Origin of the sequence: Burkholderia sp. BCC1208 (assembly GCF_902833095.1) — a bacterium.
Classification (GTDB): domain Bacteria; phylum Pseudomonadota; class Gammaproteobacteria; order Burkholderiales; family Burkholderiaceae; genus Burkholderia.
Genome location: NZ_CADFDY010000004.1, coordinates 443,004 through 461,647 on the forward strand (window position 1 = coordinate 443,004; position 18,644 = coordinate 461,647).

Genomic DNA, 18,644 nt, shown 5'->3' on the forward strand with positions numbered 1-18,644 from the left:
CATCAACGGATTCACTGAACCATGCCGATCAATCTCCCCGAGCTGCTGACGCCGGTCAGCGAGGCGTCGCCCAGCGGCGACGACCTGCTGTTTTCGAACGAATTCGACGCGATCCAGGACGCGCGGCGCTATGACGACCCGACGCTCGACCAGGGCGAGTGGGTGACCGAGATCAAGGAGGCCGACTGGGGCTTCGTCGTCGATCATGCGGGCGAGCTGCTGCGCACGCGCACGAAGGACCTGCGGCTCGCCGTATGGCTGACCGAGGCGCTCGCGCTCGAGGACGGCATCACGGGCCTCACCGAAGGCTATGCGCTGCTCGAGGGCCTGTGCCGCGAGTTCTGGGACACCTTCCACCCGCTGCCCGAGGACGACGACATCGAGCACCGGCTCGGCAACGTCGCGTGGCTGTCCGGCCGCACGGCCGAGCTGCTGCGCGCGGTGCCGCTGACGGACGGCGCATCGAATGCGTTCAGCACGCTCGACTGGGAAGTCGCGCAGCACGTCGCGCAGTCGATCAAGCGCGACCCCGACCACGCGGACGACATCGCGCGCGGCAAGCCGTCGATCGAGCAGATCGACGCGTCGCGGCGCGTGACGTCGATCGCGTTCTACACGACGCTGCTGGCGAATCTGAAGGCGTTCGAATTCGCGCTCGATGCGTTCGAGGAGCGGCTCGTCGAACGCGCGGGCGATTCGGCCCCGAGCTTCCGGCAGGCGCGCGACGCGTTCGAGACGGTGTACCGGCTCGCCGAGCGCTTTGCGCGCGAGCAAGGATATACGGGCAGCGCGCCGCACACGCCGTCGGCGCCGCAGGCCCAGCCCGAACGCATCGAGCCGGTTTTCGGCAATTCGATCCAGACCGAGGAGACTCACGTGCAGCAGCAGACCGCTTCGCGTCCTCCGGTGACGCAGATGATCGCCGGCATCCAGAACCGCGCGCAGGCCGTCGACCAGTTGCGTGCGGTGGCGCGCTATTTCCGTCAGACCGAGCCGCACAGCCCGGTCGCGTATCTCGCCGACAAGGCGGCCGAATGGGCCGACATGCCGCTGCACAAGTGGCTCGAGAGCGTCGTGAAGGACGACGGCTCGCTGTCGCACATTCGCGAATTGCTGGGTGTGAGGCCGGACGAGCAGTCGTGAGCGCCGGGTTGTTGACCTGAGAGCGCGAGCCCAGCGGGTTCGCGGCAGACAAGAACATGGATTGACGCATGAACGTGACCGAACTCGCACAGGCGATTCGCGGCGGCCTGATTCAGCAGGATCGCCTGCTGAAGGCGGACATTCCGTCGTTGCCGAACAATGCGCTCGTGCCGCGCCGCGCCGTGACCTCTTCGGAGCTCGGGCGCGATTTCAGCGTCGAGCTGGACCTGGTCTCCACCGCGAGCGACGTCGAGCTCAAGACGCTGATCGCGAAGCCGATGACGCTGTGGATCCAGCAGGCGGACAAGTCGTATCTTCCGATCAACGGCTATATCCATACGGCGCGTCGGCTTGGCGCGGACGGTAGCTTGTCGAGCTACCAGCTGACTTTCGCGTCGTGGATGCACTTCCTCAAGTTCCGCAGCGACATGCGGTACTGGCAGGACGAGCGTGTCGATACGATTCTGGCCGACGTGTTCGACGCGCATCCTCAGGCCAAGGGGCAGTATCAGTTCGCGTTGTCGAAGCCGCTGCCGTTGCGTTCGTACTGCCGCCAGAGCGAAACCGACTGGAACTTCGTGCATCGCCTGATGGAAGAAGAAGGGCTATTTGGCTTCTGGCGGCACAGCGACGACGGCAACGCGCACACGCTGGTCATTACCGACGACCTGCATGCGGTCGATGAACTGTCGCCGAAAACCGTCAGATTCGACCATTCGGGAGCGGGCACGGAGACTGCGGGTTTCACGCAATGGGCGGCATCGCGGACGTTGCAGAGTACGCTGCACACGACGCGTACCTTCGACTACAAGTCGCCGTCCTCGCCGGGCAATCCGAACGGTACGACGTTGCCGACGAAGGCCGGCCAGGGAGATCTGCCGGATCAGGCGGAAATCTACGAATACACCGGTGCGTATACGTATGCGGGGCAGGATCGCGGCGAACATCTGTCGAAGATTCGTCTCGAGGAGTGGGAGTCGCGCGCGAAGCGCTTCTTCGGCGTGGGCGGCGTGCGGGGGATCGATGCCGGGCGACGCTTCACGCTGGCGGATCACCCCGAGCATGATCGCGATGCCGCGCAAGACCGGGAATTCGCGGCACTGAAGGTGTCGCGGTACATCGAGAACAACCTGCCGATCTCGGACCACGAAGCGAATTTCCCGCACAGTCTGCAGGGACGGCTGGCACAGGTGAAAGCCGGTCATGGCGAAGCGGCTGCATTCGAAGTGGGGCATGACGACGGTTCAGCCGGGTTCTATCTCGTCGAAGTCGAAGCACAACGCGCGGCCGTGCCGTATCGCAGCCCGTTCGAGCACCGGAAGCCCGCGATGCAGCTCGAAACGGCCGTCGTCGTCGGGCCGAAGGGCGAGGAGGTTCATACGGACGAACTGAACCGGATCAAGGTCATGTTCGTCTGGGACCGGCAGAGCGAAGGCCGCGAAAACGCGTCGTGCTGGATGCGCGTCGTGCAGTCGGATACCGGCGGCGGTTACGGCGGCGTCCATATTCCGCGGGTCGGCGAGGAAGTGATGATCGGCTACATCGGCGGGGACTGCGACCGGCCGATCGTGATGCATCGCGTCTACAACGGGGCCGCCAAGCCGCAGTGGCATAGCGACGGGATCCTGTCGGGTTTCCGGTCGAAGGAGTATGCGGGATCGGGTCACAACGAGATGGTGCTCGACGACGCGACCGGGCAGAACCGGGCGCGCCTGTTCAGCAGCAGTGCGAATTCGATGCTGCATCTCGGCTATCTGATCGAGCAGAACGGCAACACGCGGGGCGCGTACCTCGGTTCGGGGTTCGACTTGCGGACAGATGCGTATGGCGCCGTGCGTGCCGGGCAGGGGCTGTATGTCACGACGCATCCGAAGCAGGCGAACAGCCAGCCGCTCGATGTGAGCGAAGCGCAGCAGCAGCTCGTCAATGCGGAAGGGCTGCTGGAATCGATGTCGCAGGTCAGTGAAATGCATCAGGCGGAGAGTCTCGGCACAGGCCACGACGCGCTGAAGCAATTCACCGACGCGACGCAGAACAGCGTGGCGGGCGCGACCTCGGGCGGCAGGACGGCGGGCGGCGGGACCGGTAATGCGAATGCGTTCAAGGAGCCGGTGATGCTGTTCGCGAGCCCTGCGGGGATCGGGATGGCGTCGCAGCAGTCGGTGCATCTGGCGAGCGACCGGCAGACCAATATCGTCAGTGGCGAAAGTACGTTCATTACCAGTGGGAAGTCGCTGATCGCCGGCATCCGGGATCGTATCAGTCTGTTCGCGCAGAACGCCGGGATGAAGTTGTTCGCCGCGAAGGGCAAGGTCGAGGTTCAGGCGCACGCGGACAGTGTCGAGCTTACCGCGCAGAAGGCCGTGAAGATGGTGTCGGCGACGGAGAATGTCGACGTGGCCGCCAAGCGGGAGATCCTGCTGACGTCCGGCGGCGCCTATATCCGGATCAAGGGCGGCAACATCGAGATTCATGCGCCCGGGAAGATCGATTTCAAGGGTGCCCAGCACCAGTTCAGCGGCCCGACGAGCATGCCGTATCCGCTGCCCGCGATGCCGGGCGGTACGTGCAAGCAATGCGTGCTGAATGCACATAGCGGGCGCGAGTCGATGGTCGAGGCGGATTGATGGACGAAGTCAACGATACGGGCGAAGCCATCGAGGTGGCCGCGGATCTGCCGAATCCGCGCGAGCCTGAATGGCCGGTATTCCTCGAGACACTGAAGGCATCGCTGGAGCGCAAGGCTGACGACGGTAGAGCGATGAAGCTTTACGTGCTCGTCGATACGCGCGGTTATCAGGAGTTGGACACGCAGCTTGCAGCCGTGCGCGGGCTGCGTCATGCGTCGCTTTGGGCCGATACCGGGCTGGAGGCCTATACGGATATCGCACCGTACCTGATCGCGTTCGACCGGCACGCGCTCGACGACGAGAACACCGAGCAGCATCGCGTGCTGCGGCAACTGTGGCTGGACGCGGTCGATCTGCATGCGGTGACGTGGTTGTGCTCGGCGTGGTCGTTCGATGCACTCGACGCGCATCTGCGCCAGTACGTGAAGTACACGTTGCCGAATGGCCGCGCGTACTACCTGTTCTTCTTCGACAACCATGTGTTCGGGCGGCTCCGGCAGGTGTGGAGCGATGCGCAGGCGCGGCAGTTCGTTGCGCCGTTCGACGAGATTCGCTACCGCGATCGGCGGCTTGAGGAAGTCGTGTGGCGTAATGACATGCCGTTGATCGAAGGCACGGCGTTGGCCGGCGATGCGCCGGGCTTGAGCGAGCAGCAGCATGCGCAGTTGATCGAACTCGGGTATCCGGACAAGCTCGTGCTGAAGTTTCGGGAGACGATGGCGGCCGTGGTCGACCATCTGTCCGATGCGCAACTGTATGACCAGGTTGTCGAGCAACTCGATCGTGCAACTGCGCGCGGAATCGCCGAAGAAGCGGAATTGCAGTGCTACGTGATGACGGGCGTGCTGGTTGGGCCCCGGTTCGACGAACATCCGGCGGTACGGGCGTGCCTGGGGGCCGTGGCTCATGGAGAGACGACGCTCAATGACGCGCTGGCGACGATCGACGACGCGACGTGGGATGCGATTCGCGATGCGCACGAGCGGGAATTGCTGGAGGTGCACAGTGGCGTGGCGTAAGTCGGTGGCGGTGGTGTGCCTGTTCGCGATGGCCTTGAGCGCATGCGGCAAGTCGGAGCCGGTGTATAGCGGGATTTCGGTGATGGGCCGGAATTATCTGCCGTACAACATGGACGGGTTTACCGTGACTGACGCGTATGGAAACAAGGCCCACGGTGGGGGCGACGATCCGCCCGGCGCAGGCGGGGGGAGTTTGAAGTGCTGCTACAAGCTCAAGGGCACGGAGTTTGTCGTCGAGTGGAACTACTACGATGTCGACCAGTGGCATAAGGGTGACGAGCGGATGTTCCGTGGCGACGCGAAGGTATCGATGTCACCGTCGCAGTCCCCCGACGATGTTGGTGCCCGGATTCTCGAAGTGCACTTCTTTCCGGATCGGCACGTTGAGCTCCAGTTCCCCGGCGAGATGCTGGATGACGATCGATTGCCAATGGTCGATGTCGTCAGGTGGATGAAGCATTTTCAGGCTCGGCTAGACAAGCGATACGACGAACGCGAGGACCAGCAGTTTCGTCGCGTTGCGCGCGTCGTTGCGGCGGCATGGTTGAAATACCGGCTGATTGATCTCGATGATTTGAAGCAGTACGCGTACTACGACTTGCTGGTGAATAGTCGATTCGATGCGCATCCGGAGGTTCAGCGCATCCTGCAGTCGGTCGCCAGCAAGCCCGGGATGTTCGCGCAATCGATGCAATCGCTGCCGAAGAGCGTATTGTCCGCGTTGACGAACGACGAGTTCGAAGCGGTGGTGGTGCCGGCGATACCCGATGGCTTGTTGCCGTCACCGCGTGCAGAGGATGCACGGCGTGGCTGATCGTATCGGGCGCGTCTCGTATGAAATTTTCGATGTGGACGAGCGGGATTGATGACACGTGGACGTCGGCGCGATTGACGCGCGGCGACGGAAATAGGTGCGGCGCGCTTAGTGGCTTGTCGCTGAGGATATTCGGATGGTTGGGGCTGGTCGATGTTGGCATGGCGGGTCGGTCGCGATTCGGAAGGGAAACATCAATGAATAGAGCAATGAGGGTGTCGAGTCTGGCGAGTCGTGTTCTGGCAGGGTGCTTGCTCGCGGTGGCCATGACCGCATGCGGGAAGTCGGAGCCGACCTACAGCGGGATTTCGGTCATGGCCCAGAACTATCTACCCTATAACCTGGACAAGTTCACGATCGTTGACGCATACGGCAACAAGGCTAGTGGCGGTGGCGACAGCATGCCGGGCGGTGGCGGGGGCGTTACTTGCTGCTATCAACTCAAGGGGACCGTTTTCACGGTCAAGTGGGACTACTACGATGTTGACCAGTGGCATAAAGGCGACGAGCAGACGTTTCATGCCGAAGCAACGGTCGCGTTGCCTCCGTCAAAGGTTCCGAAGAACGTAGGGACACGAATTGTCGCGGTTCATTTTTATCCGGATCGTCACGTTGAACTTCAGTTTCCCGCTGCGCCAATGGATGATTCCCGCATTCCGATGATCGACGTGTCTCACTGGATATCGAGTCACTACCAGGAGCAGTTGAACAAGCGCTACGACGAGCGCGAGGATCAGCAGTATCGGCGCATCGTTCGCGTCCTTTCTGCAGCGTGGTTGAAGTACCGGCTGACTGAGTCTGATGACTTGAAGCAGTACGCATACTACGACTTGCTGGTGAATAGTCGATTCGATGCGCATCCGGAAATTCAGCGAGTCTTGAAAGCGGCTGCCCATCAACCCGGCGCGTTCGCAACTTCGATGCGATCTCTATCAAGAAACGTGTTATCTGAGTTGACGAACGACAACTTCAATGCGGTGACCGTCCCGGCGATTCCAGACGGCTTGCTGCCGCCGTGGCGTACGAGGGAGGCAGCACGGGAGCAGTCGACATACCGGATGTAACGGCAGAGTGGATGCCAAAGCGGCCGCTGTTCGAATTGACGAACGACAATATTGAGCTAGTCGACAGGTCGCCGTGTCGTCGACGGCATCTTGTCGCGGCTATGTGAAGAGAATGCTTATGCCTGATCGCATGCAACACACTGCACTGAAATTCCATGCGGCTGTTCCCGGCCGCCACACCATGCGCACGGCTGGCGGACGGTTGTCCGCTGCATTGCGAGTCGCCGCGGTGAGCTTGCTGTTCGTGTCGATGGCGGCATGCAGCAAGTCTGATCCGACCTACGCGAGCATTTCAACAGAGGCACTGAACTACCTGCCGTACAACCTTGTTCGGTTCACGATTACCGATCAGTTTGGCAACAAGGCACGCGGAGGTGGTGATCTGGAGCCCGGGGCTGGGGAAGGCAGCATCGCCTGCTGTTACTTGCTGAAAGGCACCGATTTCAAGGTTCAGTGGACGTATTACGATGCGGACGACTGGCGGCCGGGCGAGCAGGTGAAAAAACAGCAGGCGGAGGCGGCTGTCTCGTTGCCGCTGACCAAGGCGCCGGATTCGATCGGCTCGCGCATTCTCGAGGTTCACTTCTACCCCGATCGTCATGTCGAACTGGCTTTTCCCGGCGAGATGCTGGGAAGTACGCGATTGCCGATTGTGGAGGTTTCGCGTGACCTGACGAAAAGATACGGAAAGCGGCTCGACAAGAAATACGAGGACAACGATGCCCAGTCGCATCGCCGGATTTCGAGAGCCGTTGCGGAGGCTTGGCTCAAATACCGCTTCACCGATCGCAGCGACCTCGAGCAATACGCGTATTACGCGCTTCTGGTGAATCCGCGGTTCGACGCCCACCCGGAAGTGCAGAAACTCATCCAATCGAGCAAGGGGAAGCCGGGCGCATTCGCGAAGGCGGCGGCAACCCTGCCGCCGACGGTTGCTAGGGACCTTGGGCAGAACCGATTCCAGGCGGTTGCGGTGCCGTCGATTCCTGCGGGGCTGGTGCCGCCCCCACGTGAGGAGAATAGCAATGGCCGGAGCTAACGATCGAAACGCAATTCGACTCGATCCGGATGATGCTACGCCGCAGAGCGTTCGCATGGCAGTCGACAAGATGGCGGCTGACAACTATCCGAAGGGGGACTGTCTGCCGTGTGGGGCAACGATCCGTATCGGCGTATTCTTCGATGCGTTCGGTCGCAGCAAGGACGAAGACGATCCGGATAGCGGACTGTACTCGAACATCTCGCGTCTTTTCGATGCGCACCGTACCAACATGGACGTCGACCGTCCCGTGAATCAGTTCTGGTTCCGACTTTACTATTCGGGCCTCGGTACGGACCTCAACGCGGATGCCAAATCGAACGACTGGCTCAATGCCGGCCTCGCTGCGGCGAACATGGTCGGCAAGAATGCGCTCGCCGCAGCAAAAGGCGTGGCAGAGTCGGTCGCACGCGTGAACCAGCCGATCAAGCAACTGGATGTGAAAAGTCGCGCGACGACGGCAGCGAAGCAGTCCGCTGCAGAGTTTTCGTTTCGGCCGATGCTGAATGCTTTCAACGATTTCAAGAAAGACATCCAGAACATTCCTCGAACCGCGCGCCGCATCGCGAATGTGCTGGACGCATCGCCGGAGCGGATATGGGAGCGCACGAAGGCGGGCGGCATCGCGGTGTTTCGGAACGCGAAGAACGATCTGAAGCATAATCCGCTCAAGATCGTGCAATCGACAGTCCGTCAGGTCATTACGGGAATCGCGATCGAAAACGTACCGATCGTGCGTGATTCGCAAGTGATGAGCGTCTACTTCGGTACTGGCGTCGATTCACGGCTCGTCGCCGCGCAGGACCAGCTGGAAAAAGCGGTCGAGGCGGTCAAGGGACAGATGTCGAAGATTCGAAAGATCGAAGTATCAGTGTTTGGCGCAGACCGCGGCTGCGTGCTCGCGCGCGCGTTCGTCAATGATCTGGCTACCAAGTACAAGCGCCGGGACGATCAGGATCTTGCGCTCGATGGCATTTCGCTTGAAATAAAATTCGTCGGTTTGCTGGATGCGGTGTCGTCGATCATGTCGGAAGAGGCTGGCGAGATTATCGGCATCCTTCCGTTTCTCGGGACCATCAAGCCGAATTACAAGGACCGGTCGCTTGCCGTGCCGGCGAGTGTCCAGCGATGCGTGCATTTCGCCGCCGCTCACGAGATGCGCATGTACCAGCGTCTCGACAGCCTGGAAAAGACCCGCGCCGAGCAGCGGCTCTATCCGGGAACGAGCAGCGATGTAGCGGGCGGTTCGCTGCATGGCTCGTTAGGCTTCAATGCGGAGCTGATGCGTGTTCCGCTCAGGGACATGCTGTTCGAAGCGCTCAAGGCCGGCAGTGCGCTCCTCGACATGGAAACGCTGGCCAAGCGGAGACCTGACGTATTCAGCCGCTTCTCGATTGCGACGCCGATCACCTATGAAGGCAAGCAATACAAGATCAAGGCGCTTGTCGATGCGTACCGCAAGGTCGTTCCGGATACGCAAGGCGTGAACTTTCTGCCGCATGCGGAGGTATTTCTGCGCTGGATCGCCATGCGGTACCAGGATCCGGAATTCCGTCATTCCGTGACCGACCCAGCGACCGAGTGGCGCAAGGACGTCGAAAAGGCCGACTACGACCGACGTGACGCAAAAGCGAAGCTCGACTGGGCAATGATGGGCAGCAAGCGGATGGACACGCCCGAGATCCAGAAGCTGAAGCTCGCGAAGCAGGTGGCGGATAAGCGTTACAACGATCTATGGAAGGACGTCCCGCCAAGCAACTACACGACGGTCTGGCAGCGCCTCGATAACGAGGCGAAGGAGATGACTGGCAAGTGGGAGAAAATGCGACCGGAATACGAGGCACGGCAACAGCGCCGCTTCGTGCAGTCGTTCAACAACAAGCTTACCTATACGCCGCTGTTCCTCGCGCCGGCGCTTGCAAGCCACGTCGAGCTGAAGGAGGACGAAATTGCACTCGTCAAGGCTTGGCAGCAGGGGTATGCGGGAAAGAACCCGCTTCCGTCCGAGGTGATGGCGCTGTTCGACATGCTTGTTCACGATACGTTGCTGACGAGCTGGCAGGATCACGTGCTCGCACCATCACTGTACTTCAGGACACGGGACAAGGACGTGTTCGGAACGACGAATTACGCGAAGGAAGACGAGCAGCGCAGGAACGACGATCTCACCGCCGAACGGGTCGAACAGGCGAGCAAGCAGAGTCAGCAATGGGCGAGGGGCTACAAGGGGACGCCCCCTACGCGTTGACGTTATTGCACGACGTGCATCGCTTTCCGCATAGCTAACGCCCCCGATCGTACGGGGGCGACTCACTGCGAGCCGCCCCGCCACCTCGCTGCCCCACCATCCGCCGTATCATTCGGCGCGATCGGCTGATCCGGCCCGACGCCCATCGTCGTCATCTGCTGCGGCGGAATGCTCTTCGTGATCAGGTAACCCTTCACCGCATCCGCGCGCGCCTGGCTCAGCGCGATGTTCGACGTCCGGTTCCCCGAGTTGTCGGTGTGGCCGATGATGTCGACCGTGCGGTTCTGCATCTTCGCGAGCGCGGCCGCCATTCAGTTTCTTGGTGGGCTTCTGGGCTCCAGCCAGGGATGTTCGCAAGATCGATGCAGTCGCTATCGAAAAATGTACCGTCTGCGGTGACGAGCGGCAGGTTTGAGCCGGTCGTCGTGTCGATGATTCTCGATGGGCTGATACCGTCGCCACATGCGGACGCTGCGCGGCATGGCTGATTGCATCGAGAGCAGTTCGGGCAACGAGAGACGGACTCGTCTGACGACACGAGTGAGCGAAACCAATGCAATCTATACGTCGGCAGGGCATGCGGGCAATATTCGGAAGGAAAACTCAATGAGTAGAGCAATGAGATGTTCGAGTATGGTGAGTCGCGTGCTGGCGGGGTGTTTCCTCGTGGCCGCCGTGGCGGCATGCAACAAGTCGGAGCCGACGTATAGCGGTGTTTCGGTTACCGCTCACAACTATCTGCCGTACAACATAGATGGATTTACGATCAACGATGCTTCCGGAAACAAAGCAAGCGGAGGGAATAGCTTGCCGGGTGGCGTAGGGGGGGTGACTTGTTGCTACAAGCTCCAAGGTACCGAGTTCACGGTCAAATGGAATTATGTCGACGTCGACCAGTGGCACAAAGGCAACGAGGAAACGCTTCACGCCGAGGCAAAGGCTACGTTGTCTCCGTCGCAGGTTCCGGAGAAGATCGGTGATCGAGTTCTCGAAGTTCACTTCTATCCGGATCGTCACGTCGAGCTTCAGTTTCCTGGCGCGCTGATGGATGAATCGCGCATTCCGATGATCGATGTGTCACGTTGGATATCGAGTCACTACCAGGAGCAGTTGAACAAGCGCTACGACGAGCGTGAGGATCAGCAGTTTCGTCGCATCGTTCGCGTCGTTGCATCTGCGTGGTTGAAATACCGTTTGACTGATCGTGATGATTTGAATCGGTACGCGTATTTCAGTTTGCTCGTCAACGATCGATTCGATGCGCATCCCGAGGTCCAGCGCATCTTGCAAAGCACAGCAGGCCGGTGGGGCGCATTCGCGACTTCGATGCAGGCACTGCCGAAGAGCGTTCTGTCCGAGTTGAGAAGCGATGAATTCACGGCGGTGGCTGTGCCGCCCATTTCCGCAGGCCTGTTGCCGCCGCCGCGGGTGGTGAACGAACGGCGCGGTTGGAAGGAAAACATCAATGAATAGGGCCGTGGATTTTTCGAGGTCGGCGAGCCGCGTAGTGGCAGGGTGCCTGTTGGTGACGACCATGGCAGCATGCGGCAAGTCGGAACCCGCGTATAGCGGGATTTCGGTGATCGGCCGGAATTATCTGCCGTACAACATGGACGGTTTCACCATTACCGATGCATATGGAAACCAGGCGAGCGGCGGGGGGAGATGATCCACCCGGTGCTGGTGGAGGAAGCGTGGCATGTTGCTACAAGCTCAAGGGAACTGAGTTCACGGTCCGGTGGAGGTACTACGATGCGGATCGTTGGACACAGGAGGACTCGCATATGCAGCAGAGCGAGACGAAGGTCGTGATGTCGCCTTCGCCCATTCCCGGCGAGGTTGGAAGTCGTGTTCTCGAAGTTCATTTTTACCCCGATCGTCACGTCGAGCTTCAGTTTCCCGGTGGACTTCTGGACGATTCACGCGTTCCGATCGTCGAGGTGTCGCGATGGATGGTCACTCACTATCAAACGAAACTCGACGAGAAGTTTGACGACACGGATGGACAGTCGCATCGACGCGTCGCTCGCATCGTTGCTGGCGCATGGCTGAAATACCACCTGACCGATCGGAGCGATCTCGAACAGTACGCGTACTACAGCTTGCTTGTGAACAAGCGGTTCGATGCGCATCCGGAGATTCAGCGAGTCTTGCAGACGGCCGCTGCTCAGCCGGGTATGTTTGCAAAGTCGATGCAGTCGCTATCGAAGAATGTACTGTTTGCGTTGACGACCGACAGGTTTGAGCCGGTCATTGTGCCGACGATTCCTGATGGGCTGATACCGCCGCCACATGTGGAGAAGAAGCAGCATGGGAGAGATGCTCGGGCTCGGGATTGACGTTCGAGCGGCAATTGGCAAGTGGGCAAGCATGATCAAATCGACATACGCCGTGGTGCCGCACGAGACAAGGACGAATTCGGTTCGTCCGATTTCGAAAAGGAAGCAAAGAAGCGCAAGAAGGGCGATCTTGCCGCCGCACGTATTGACCAGGTGGCCAAGCAGAGCGAGGAGTGGGCGCGGGACTACAATGGCGGCGCGACACCGTCCCATTGACGGCGGCCGTTAACCGAAAACGGGCGGCGCATTGCTGCTGCCGCCCGCATCGGATCGCACACCGGCTCGCGATGGAGCCAGCTGCGGCTCGCCTACTGCCCCACCCGGAACTCGATCCTCCGATTCCTCGCCCTTCCCTCCGCCGTATCATTCGGCGCGATCGGCTGATCCGGCCCGACGCCCGTCGTCGTCATCTGCTGCGGTGGAATGCTCTTCGTGATCAGATACCCCTTCACCGCATCCGCACGCGCTTGGCTCAGCGCGATGTTCGAAGTCCGGTTCCCCGAGTTGTCGGTGTGGCCGATGATGTCGACCGTGCGGTTCTGCATCTTCACGAGCGCGGCCGCCATCTGGTCGAGGATCAGCTTGCCCTGTGGCGTCAGCGTCGCGCTGCCGGTCTCGAACTCGATCGTCCGGTTCGCGAGCGTCTGATCGAGCACCCCCTGTTCGGACGCCGACACGCGCAGCCCGTTCTTGATCGTGTACGTCGGGTTCAGCGTGTTGGCCATGTCGCTCGCGAGCTGCTGGCGCTGCGCTTCGTTGTGCACCTCGCCCTTCATCTCGATCTGCGTGCCGTTGATCTTCAGCTGACCCTTGCTGATCTGCTTGAGCTGCGCGCCGAGCAGCTTCTGCACGTTCGCGCTCCAGTTCGGCGGCGTCGCGACGTCGCCCACCTCGATCTGGTCGACGACGTTCGTCGCGCCGTAGGTATCGCGCAGCTTCTGCAGCACGGACGCCTTGGTCGCTTCGTCGGGCACCTTGCCGCCGACGACCACCTGGCCGGGCGCCGCGTTCGCGGGCGGCGGCGTGAGGGTACCGGCCGTGCCGTGCACCACCGTGCCGGACGCGCCCCCGGCGTTCGAGCCGGCCTGCGGCAGCGCGGTCGTCGCGACCGAGCCGTTGCCGACCGGCGTGACGGTCGCGCCGGTGTTCTGCGCGAAGGCCGCGCCGCTCGCGACGAGGCCGGCCGCGAACAGCGCGGCGAGGGCGGTCGAAACGCCTGCGCGTCGTGCGTGATTCATGCGATGCATCCCGTCAGCCTCCGATGAACGCTTCGCGGAACGCGTCGATGGCGACGCGCAGCGAGAGTTGCGGTTGGTCGAGGTAGCTGACGAGCTTGCTGATCTGATGATCGTTTTGCGCATGGGCGTCGATCCACTCGGGATCGTCGATGTCGATGTTGTGGGCGGCGTAGGTCTGCGGGTCGACGACGCTCAGCAGCGTTTTCGCCGACGCGCCGTTGAAGCCGATGACGAGCCGTTCGCGCTCGGCGATCGAGCCGATGAAGATCGCGAGCTCGAAGTCGGCCTGCGCGACGAACGGCGCGATCAGCTCGAGCCAGAACGCGGCGACGAGGCTGCGGTAGAACGGATCCACCGGCAGCGGCAGCGTGAGGCCGCGCTCGATGTGCGACGAGCCGCTCTGCATCACCGGCCGCAGCAGCGAGCCGAGCGCGAGCATCGCGCCGCGCAGCCGCACCGGATGACCGCTTTCGAGCAGCATCTCCTGCAGGCCGTACAGCGACTGGTGTTCGACGAAATCGTTGAAGGTGCCGTCATGCGACGTGCCGGGGCCGCCGATGTCGATCGGCACCTGCGTGTCGCCGAGCGCCTGCAGCGCGCCGGGCGGCTCTTCCTTGCCGAGCAGCGGCGGGATCTGCGTGGCGACGCGCGACCACAGCCGAGCGAACGCGAGCGGGCTGCGCGCGAGGAACGCGAGTGGCCGGTCGACCTCGAGCGCGGTTGCGCCGAGGAACGGGAAGCGGCGCATCGACACGTCGTGGCTCGCGACCATGTGGCCCGCGATCGCGAGCTTGCTGCGCGAGCCGAGGAACGCGAAATGCATCGGCTTCGCGTCCTCGTAGACGATCTTCCAGCGCGGGTCTTCCGCGAGCAGCTCCAGCGCTTGCGCGATCCAGCGATCGAGCGTCTGCAGCAGCTGCGGGTTGTGCGCGCTCTTCACGAAGTCGCCGCGCGACGGAATCTTGCCGAAGTAGGCGATTTGCGCCTGTACGGTTTGCGTCATTGCGCCCTCTGTGCATTCGTTGCGTTGGCGGCCGCGACGGCCGGTGCTGCGCCCGGCGTGCCGGTGCTGGACGTGCCGGTACCGGACGTGCCGGTGCCGGACTGCGTCGCGTTCTGCGCGGCGCCCGCGCTCGCGTCGGCGACCGACGACGGCAGCTGCAGGCCGCGCAGGCTCTGCTGCTGCGGCTGGTCGCCGCCGCCGGTTGACGCTTGCGACGTGCTGATGATGCGCATCGTCACCGACACGTTCACGCTGCCCTGTGCCCACGTCAGGTCGAAGGTGCCGTCCGGACGGCGCTTGCGCTGCGCCGAGTTGATCAGCTTCTCGAGACCGTAGCGGCCCGGCTCGTTGACGAGCTGCACCGTGCGACCGTCGAAGGTCGTCGCGGACAGCGTCGCGCCCGGCGAGCCCTGCGGGTTCGGCCACACGAAGTTGGTCCACTGCGGCGGCGTGTTGCGGTAGCGCAGTTGCTGGCCGTCGATCGCGATCGTGTATTCCGTCGTGCCCGTGCTCGGTTGCGGCAGGATCTGGAACACGGTCTGCGGCTCGGCCGACGCGGCCGCGCTGCCGGCCGCGCCGCCCGCGAGCGGCGCGACCCAGCGGGCGAAGCCGTTCGTGAAGTCCGGCGTGAGCCCGATGCCCATGTCGCCCCACGTGCGGGCGGCGAGCGTGTCGCCGCGGCGCACCGCGAGCGGCCCGAGCGTCGTGCCGACGAACTTCGCGATCGAGCCGTCCGGACCGAACACCTGCGCGATCTCGCCGGCGCCGGCCTCGACCTTCGCGTTCGCCGCGAACGGGTACTTCGTCGCGAGCGAGCTCTGGAACGGCTGGTAGACCTGCGCGTTCCACACCTTGTTGACCTCGGCGCTGGCCGGCTGGATCACGACCGCGAACGCCTGCATCAGCGGCCGCACCAGCAGCGGACGCAGCGACTTGCGTTGCGAATCGGTCAGGCCCGTCAGCATCTGCTCGTCGACGAGCTTCAGCGAATCGGCGAGTTCCGAACCGCTGCCGTCGAGCGTCTGCTGCATCAGCTGGCGCGCGCCCGGGCCCGGGTCGCCCTGGTTCTTGATCACGTTGAAGCGCGTGCGGACCTTCGACAGCGACTCCATGTAGCCCTTCAGCATCGACGTGCCGTCATGCGTCGCGACGATCCGCGCGAGCCCGACGAACTCCTGGCCGATCGGACCCATCGGCACCTCGGCCGGATTGCCGTTGATGTCGATGTTGGCCGCCGCCACCTGGCCGGCCTGCGAGCGCGAGAACAGTTGCTTGACCCAGTTCACGACGCCCGTCTGCGCCTTCTTGATCGTCACGTTCGCGAGCGACGGGTTGTCCCACGACGTCTGGTCGTACGCGGTCTCGAGGATCTTGCGGATCGGCGAATCCTGCGGGTCGCCGAGGCGGTTCATCCCGTCGACGGCCTGGCCGAAGCTGGTGAAGCCCTGTACCGCGATGCCCTGCATGAACTTCTGCCAGTGCTGCGCGTACTCGGTCTTGTACATGCCGACGAGCGTCTTCTGGATCTGCTCGGGGCTGCCCTCGAGCGTCAGGTCGTCCTGCGTCGACGTGTTGAGCACCCAGTCCTTCGCCTGCAGTTCCTTGGTCGCCGCATCGCGGATCGCCGGCTGCACGTAGTCGAACCACGCTTCGCGCGTGAACGTGCCCGGAATCGCGTAGCTGCCTGCCACGAGCCCCTGGTTGCCGTCGCCGACGATGCGCGCGATGGTCATCGGCGCGAAGCGGGTCGACGCGCGGGCCTTGATTTCCTCGTAGACGCGCTGGCGGGCCGGCATGCCGCGCACCACGCGGCGCAGGTTCTCGCGGGTCTGGTCGACGAGCGCGAGGTTCGCGTCGATCATCGGCCAGTCGTCGTCGTTCACGCGCGACAGGTAGAACGAGATCATGCGCTCGGCGCTCCGGATCATCTCGTCGCGCGGCATGTTGCCGCGATTCGTCTCGAGCCAGCCGCGCCAGAAGCGGGCGAGCTGGTCGGTCAGGTGCGCCTGTTCGACGTGGCGCTTGTCGGACAGCATCAGGTACGTCTTCAGCGCGTTGTAGGCGTCCTGCACGTTGGTCGGCGACGCGTCGCTGTAGAGGCCGCCCTGCGGCGCGGCCGCCTGCTGCGGGGCGGCGGCCGGCGCGGCGGCCGACGCGGCCAGCACGGCGCCGGCCTGCGGCGCGGCGCCTGCCGCGTTCGTCGAGACCGGCAGCGTGCCGCCCTGCACGGCGCCCGATTCGGGCGGGCGCGTCATCGGCACGAGCTGGTCGGGGTGCGCGTTCACGTCCTTCATGAACGACGCGAGGTTCTGCGAGACCGGCGCCAGCAGGATCTGGCGCACGCCGTTGTAGTACTCGGTCAGCAGGTGCTGCTCGAGACGGTCGCCCTGGTACAGGCCGAGCGACACCGACATCGGCTTGTCGCGGCGGAACTGTTCGAGCTGCTCGATCCGGTCCTCGAGGATGTCCATCGCCTGCAGGCGCGACTGCAGGTCGTTGCGGCCTTGCTGCAGGCGCGTGACGTTGTCGAGGTCGGCCTGCACGTTCGCGACGAGCTGCTGGTTGCCGATCGTCGACCAGGTCCAGCCGCCGAGCGCGAGCGCGAGCGCCGCGACGAAGCCGAAGAAGGTCGCGTAGCGCAGCCGCGTCTTGGTCGGGCTCGCAAACTGGCGCACCGTCTGACGATCCGCGAAGATCACCTTCGAGAACAGATCGCGCAGGAAGAAGCCGTTCTTCGAGAACGCGCTGTGCGGCTTCGGCAGCGCGCTTCCGTCGAGGCCGAAGCGGTGCGCGATGCGCTGCGCGGCCGTGCTGTTGGTTTCGCCTTCCTGCAGCGCGCTGGTGAAGTAGAAGCCGCGGAAGATCGGCTTGTACTGGAACGGGTTGTTCTCGAACAGCGTCGCGAGGAACGCGCGCAGCGACGGCTTGATCGTCGAGAATTCGAGCGGGAAGCTCAACTGGCCCGGCGACAGCTGGTTGCCGCGCGACAGCGACAGCTGCGCGACGCTGATTTCCTTCAGCCCTTCGTAGAGTTCCTCGAAGTGCGTGTCGAACTGCGCGACGACGTCACGCTTGTCGTCGGGTTCGTAGGGCAGGGTGGCGCCCCACACGCGGTCGTACTCGTGCTTGTCGCTGCTGCTGAAGAATTCGGTGAAGCCGGTGATCAGGTCGGCCTTCGTGAACATCACGTAGACCGGCGCGAACACTTCCAGCTTTTCCGTCAGCTCCTGAACGCGCTGGCGGAGGTTCTTCGCGAGGTTGATCGCGAATTCGGGGCGGTTGCCGGTGAGTTCGGCGATGCTCGCCGTGACGATGATGCCGTTGATCGGCGCCTTCGGACGGTAGCGCTTGAGCAGCCCGAGGAAGCCGAGCCATTCGCTGCGGTCTTCCTCGTGCACCGAATAGCGGCCGGCCGTGTCGAGCAGGATCCCTTCGGTCGTGAAGAACCAGTCGCAGTTACGCGTGCCGCCGATGCCGTGGATCACGGCGCTGTTCTTGTCCGCGAACGGGAACTGCAGGCCGGAGTTGAGCACGGCGCTGCTCTTGCCCGCGGCCGGGTTGCCGATCACGATGTACCACGGCAGCTCGTACAGCGCGGAGCCGCCCGACACCTGGCCGATCTTCGACGTCTTGATCGTCTTCACCGCATCCGACAGGCGCGTGCGCAGCACGTCGAGATCGGCCGTCTTCGCGTCCGGCGCGAGCGCGGCGGCGGCCGGTGCGGCGATCTTGCCGGTTTCCGCCTGCTCTTCCAGCACCTGGCCGAGCTGCTGGTTCGCGCGCTTCACGCGCCAGCGGCGCCACAGCGCGACGACGAGCCACAGCGCGAGGACCGCCGCGAATGCGATCGCCGCCCACAGGAGCGGCAACTGCAGCATGTCGGCGACGATGAACAGGATGGCCGCTAGCGCGACGATCCCGACGATCGAGAGCGTACGCGGATGAGTCAGCACGTTGAGGATGCGTTGCATAGGACGTTCAGGTTCCGGTGCGATTCGGTGAGGCGACGCAGGCGCGCCGAGCGGCAAGGGTGGCGCCGCGATGTGTCGCCATGCTGTCAAACGGGATGAAGGAGGAGGCTGGCATCAACGCGCTCGCGGCATCGGA

12 protein-coding genes and 2 pseudogenes are annotated in these 18,644 nt (G+C 63.1%); 10 read left to right on the forward strand and 4 right to left on the reverse strand.

Annotation, left to right across the window (positions count from 1 at the left end; genetic code table 11):
• The first annotated feature begins 21 nt into the window (after positions 1-21).
• The 7 genes from tssA (at position 22) to HWX09_RS12420 (ending at position 9,957) form a co-directional block, all read left to right on the forward strand.
• Entirely contained in the window at positions 22-1,143 is a 1,122-nt protein-coding gene (gene tssA / locus HWX09_RS12390; protein ID WP_027783383.1) for a type VI secretion system protein TssA, read from the forward strand.
• A gap of 68 nt (positions 1,144-1,211) precedes the next feature.
• On the forward strand, positions 1,212-3,770 hold the full coding sequence (locus tag HWX09_RS12395; protein ID WP_027783384.1) for a type VI secretion system Vgr family protein: 2,559 nt from the start codon (positions 1,212-1,214) through the stop codon (positions 3,768-3,770).
• Positions 3,770-4,792: a DUF4123 domain-containing protein gene (locus HWX09_RS12400; protein ID WP_027783385.1), complete on the forward strand. Its 1,023-nt coding sequence runs from the start codon at positions 3,770-3,772 to the stop codon at positions 4,790-4,792. The genes HWX09_RS12395 and HWX09_RS12400 overlap by 1 nt, the downstream gene beginning before the upstream one ends.
• A gap of 28 nt (positions 4,793-4,820) precedes the next feature.
• The gene (locus tag HWX09_RS12405; protein WP_158683500.1) at positions 4,821-5,606 is read left to right on the forward strand and encodes a hypothetical protein; all 786 of its coding nucleotides are present in this window, start codon (positions 4,821-4,823) and stop codon (positions 5,604-5,606) included.
• A 209-nt stretch (positions 5,607-5,815) separates the two neighbouring features.
• Positions 5,816-6,670: a DUF3304 domain-containing protein gene (locus tag HWX09_RS12410; protein WP_027783387.1), complete on the forward strand. Its 855-nt coding sequence runs from the start codon at positions 5,816-5,818 to the stop codon at positions 6,668-6,670.
• A 118-nt stretch (positions 6,671-6,788) separates the two neighbouring features.
• Positions 6,789-7,709, forward strand: coding sequence for a DUF3304 domain-containing protein (locus tag HWX09_RS12415; RefSeq protein ID WP_034185457.1), 921 nt, complete (start codon positions 6,789-6,791; stop codon positions 7,707-7,709).
• The gene (locus tag HWX09_RS12420) at positions 7,696-9,957 is read left to right on the forward strand and encodes a DUF2235 domain-containing protein (protein WP_027783389.1); all 2,262 of its coding nucleotides are present in this window, start codon (positions 7,696-7,698) and stop codon (positions 9,955-9,957) included. The genes HWX09_RS12415 and HWX09_RS12420 overlap by 14 nt, the downstream gene beginning before the upstream one ends.
• A gap of 62 nt (positions 9,958-10,019) precedes the next feature.
• Here HWX09_RS12420 and HWX09_RS12425 read toward each other — a convergent pair.
• Positions 10,020-10,268 (reverse strand): annotated as a pseudogene (locus HWX09_RS12425) (OmpA family protein); the annotation flags it as partial.
• A gap of 307 nt (positions 10,269-10,575) precedes the next feature.
• Between HWX09_RS12425 and HWX09_RS12430 the strand changes: the two are divergent.
• The 3 genes and pseudogenes from HWX09_RS12430 (at position 10,576) to HWX09_RS12440 (ending at position 12,512) form a co-directional block, all read left to right on the forward strand.
• Positions 10,576-11,430: a DUF3304 domain-containing protein gene (locus HWX09_RS12430; RefSeq protein WP_027783391.1), complete on the forward strand. Its 855-nt coding sequence runs from the start codon at positions 10,576-10,578 to the stop codon at positions 11,428-11,430.
• 61 nt (positions 11,431-11,491) lie between these two features.
• Positions 11,492-12,296, forward strand: a pseudogene (locus HWX09_RS12435) (hypothetical protein).
• 21 nt (positions 12,297-12,317) lie between these two features.
• Complete coding sequence (locus HWX09_RS12440; RefSeq protein WP_027783392.1) at positions 12,318-12,512, forward strand: hypothetical protein; 195 nt, start codon at positions 12,318-12,320, stop codon at positions 12,510-12,512.
• A 92-nt stretch (positions 12,513-12,604) separates the two neighbouring features.
• On the opposite strand, the gene HWX09_RS12445 is transcribed toward HWX09_RS12440, so the two are convergent.
• From HWX09_RS12445 to tssM, 3 genes are read right to left on the reverse strand one after another with little or no spacing between them, the layout of a single operon-like run.
• Positions 12,605-13,543 carry an OmpA family protein gene (locus HWX09_RS12445; RefSeq protein ID WP_027783393.1) on the reverse strand — a complete coding sequence of 313 codons (939 nt, stop codon included), beginning with the start codon at positions 13,541-13,543 and terminating at the stop codon, positions 12,605-12,607.
• A gap of 4 nt (positions 13,544-13,547) precedes the next feature.
• Positions 13,548-14,537, reverse strand: a complete 990-nt coding sequence (tagF, locus tag HWX09_RS12450) for a type VI secretion system-associated protein TagF (RefSeq protein WP_027783394.1) — start codon at positions 14,535-14,537, stop codon at positions 13,548-13,550.
• A complete protein-coding gene (gene tssM, locus HWX09_RS12455) occupies positions 14,534-18,508 on the reverse strand; it encodes a type VI secretion system membrane subunit TssM (RefSeq protein WP_027783395.1) in 3,975 nt (1,324 codons plus the stop codon). The genes tagF and tssM overlap by 4 nt, the downstream gene beginning before the upstream one ends.
• Positions 18,509-18,644: the final 136 nt, after the last annotated feature.

Excerpts from the sequence above, each read along its gene's own strand:
- HWX09_RS12395 (WP_027783384.1), top strand. The coding sequence starts at position 1,212 with ATGAACGTGACCGAACTCGCACAGGCGATTCGCGGCGGCCTGATTCAG.
- tssM (WP_027783395.1), bottom strand. The coding sequence starts at position 18,508 with ATGCAACGCATCCTCAACGTGCTGACTCATCCGCGTACGCTCTCGATC.
- HWX09_RS12410 (WP_027783387.1), top strand. The coding sequence starts at position 5,816 with ATGAGGGTGTCGAGTCTGGCGAGTCGTGTTCTGGCAGGGTGCTTGCTC.
- HWX09_RS12415 (WP_034185457.1), top strand. The coding sequence starts at position 6,789 with ATGCCTGATCGCATGCAACACACTGCACTGAAATTCCATGCGGCTGTT.
- HWX09_RS12405 (WP_158683500.1), top strand. The coding sequence starts at position 4,821 with ATGGCCTTGAGCGCATGCGGCAAGTCGGAGCCGGTGTATAGCGGGATT.
- HWX09_RS12430 (WP_027783391.1), top strand. The coding sequence starts at position 10,576 with ATGAGATGTTCGAGTATGGTGAGTCGCGTGCTGGCGGGGTGTTTCCTC.
- HWX09_RS12445 (WP_027783393.1), bottom strand. The coding sequence starts at position 13,543 with ATGCATCGCATGAATCACGCACGACGCGCAGGCGTTTCGACCGCCCTC.
- HWX09_RS12400 (WP_027783385.1), top strand. The coding sequence starts at position 3,770 with ATGGACGAAGTCAACGATACGGGCGAAGCCATCGAGGTGGCCGCGGAT.
- tagF (WP_027783394.1), bottom strand. The coding sequence starts at position 14,537 with ATGACGCAAACCGTACAGGCGCAAATCGCCTACTTCGGCAAGATTCCG.
- tssA (WP_027783383.1), top strand. The coding sequence starts at position 22 with ATGCCGATCAATCTCCCCGAGCTGCTGACGCCGGTCAGCGAGGCGTCG.
- HWX09_RS12420 (WP_027783389.1), top strand. The coding sequence starts at position 7,696 with ATGGCCGGAGCTAACGATCGAAACGCAATTCGACTCGATCCGGATGAT.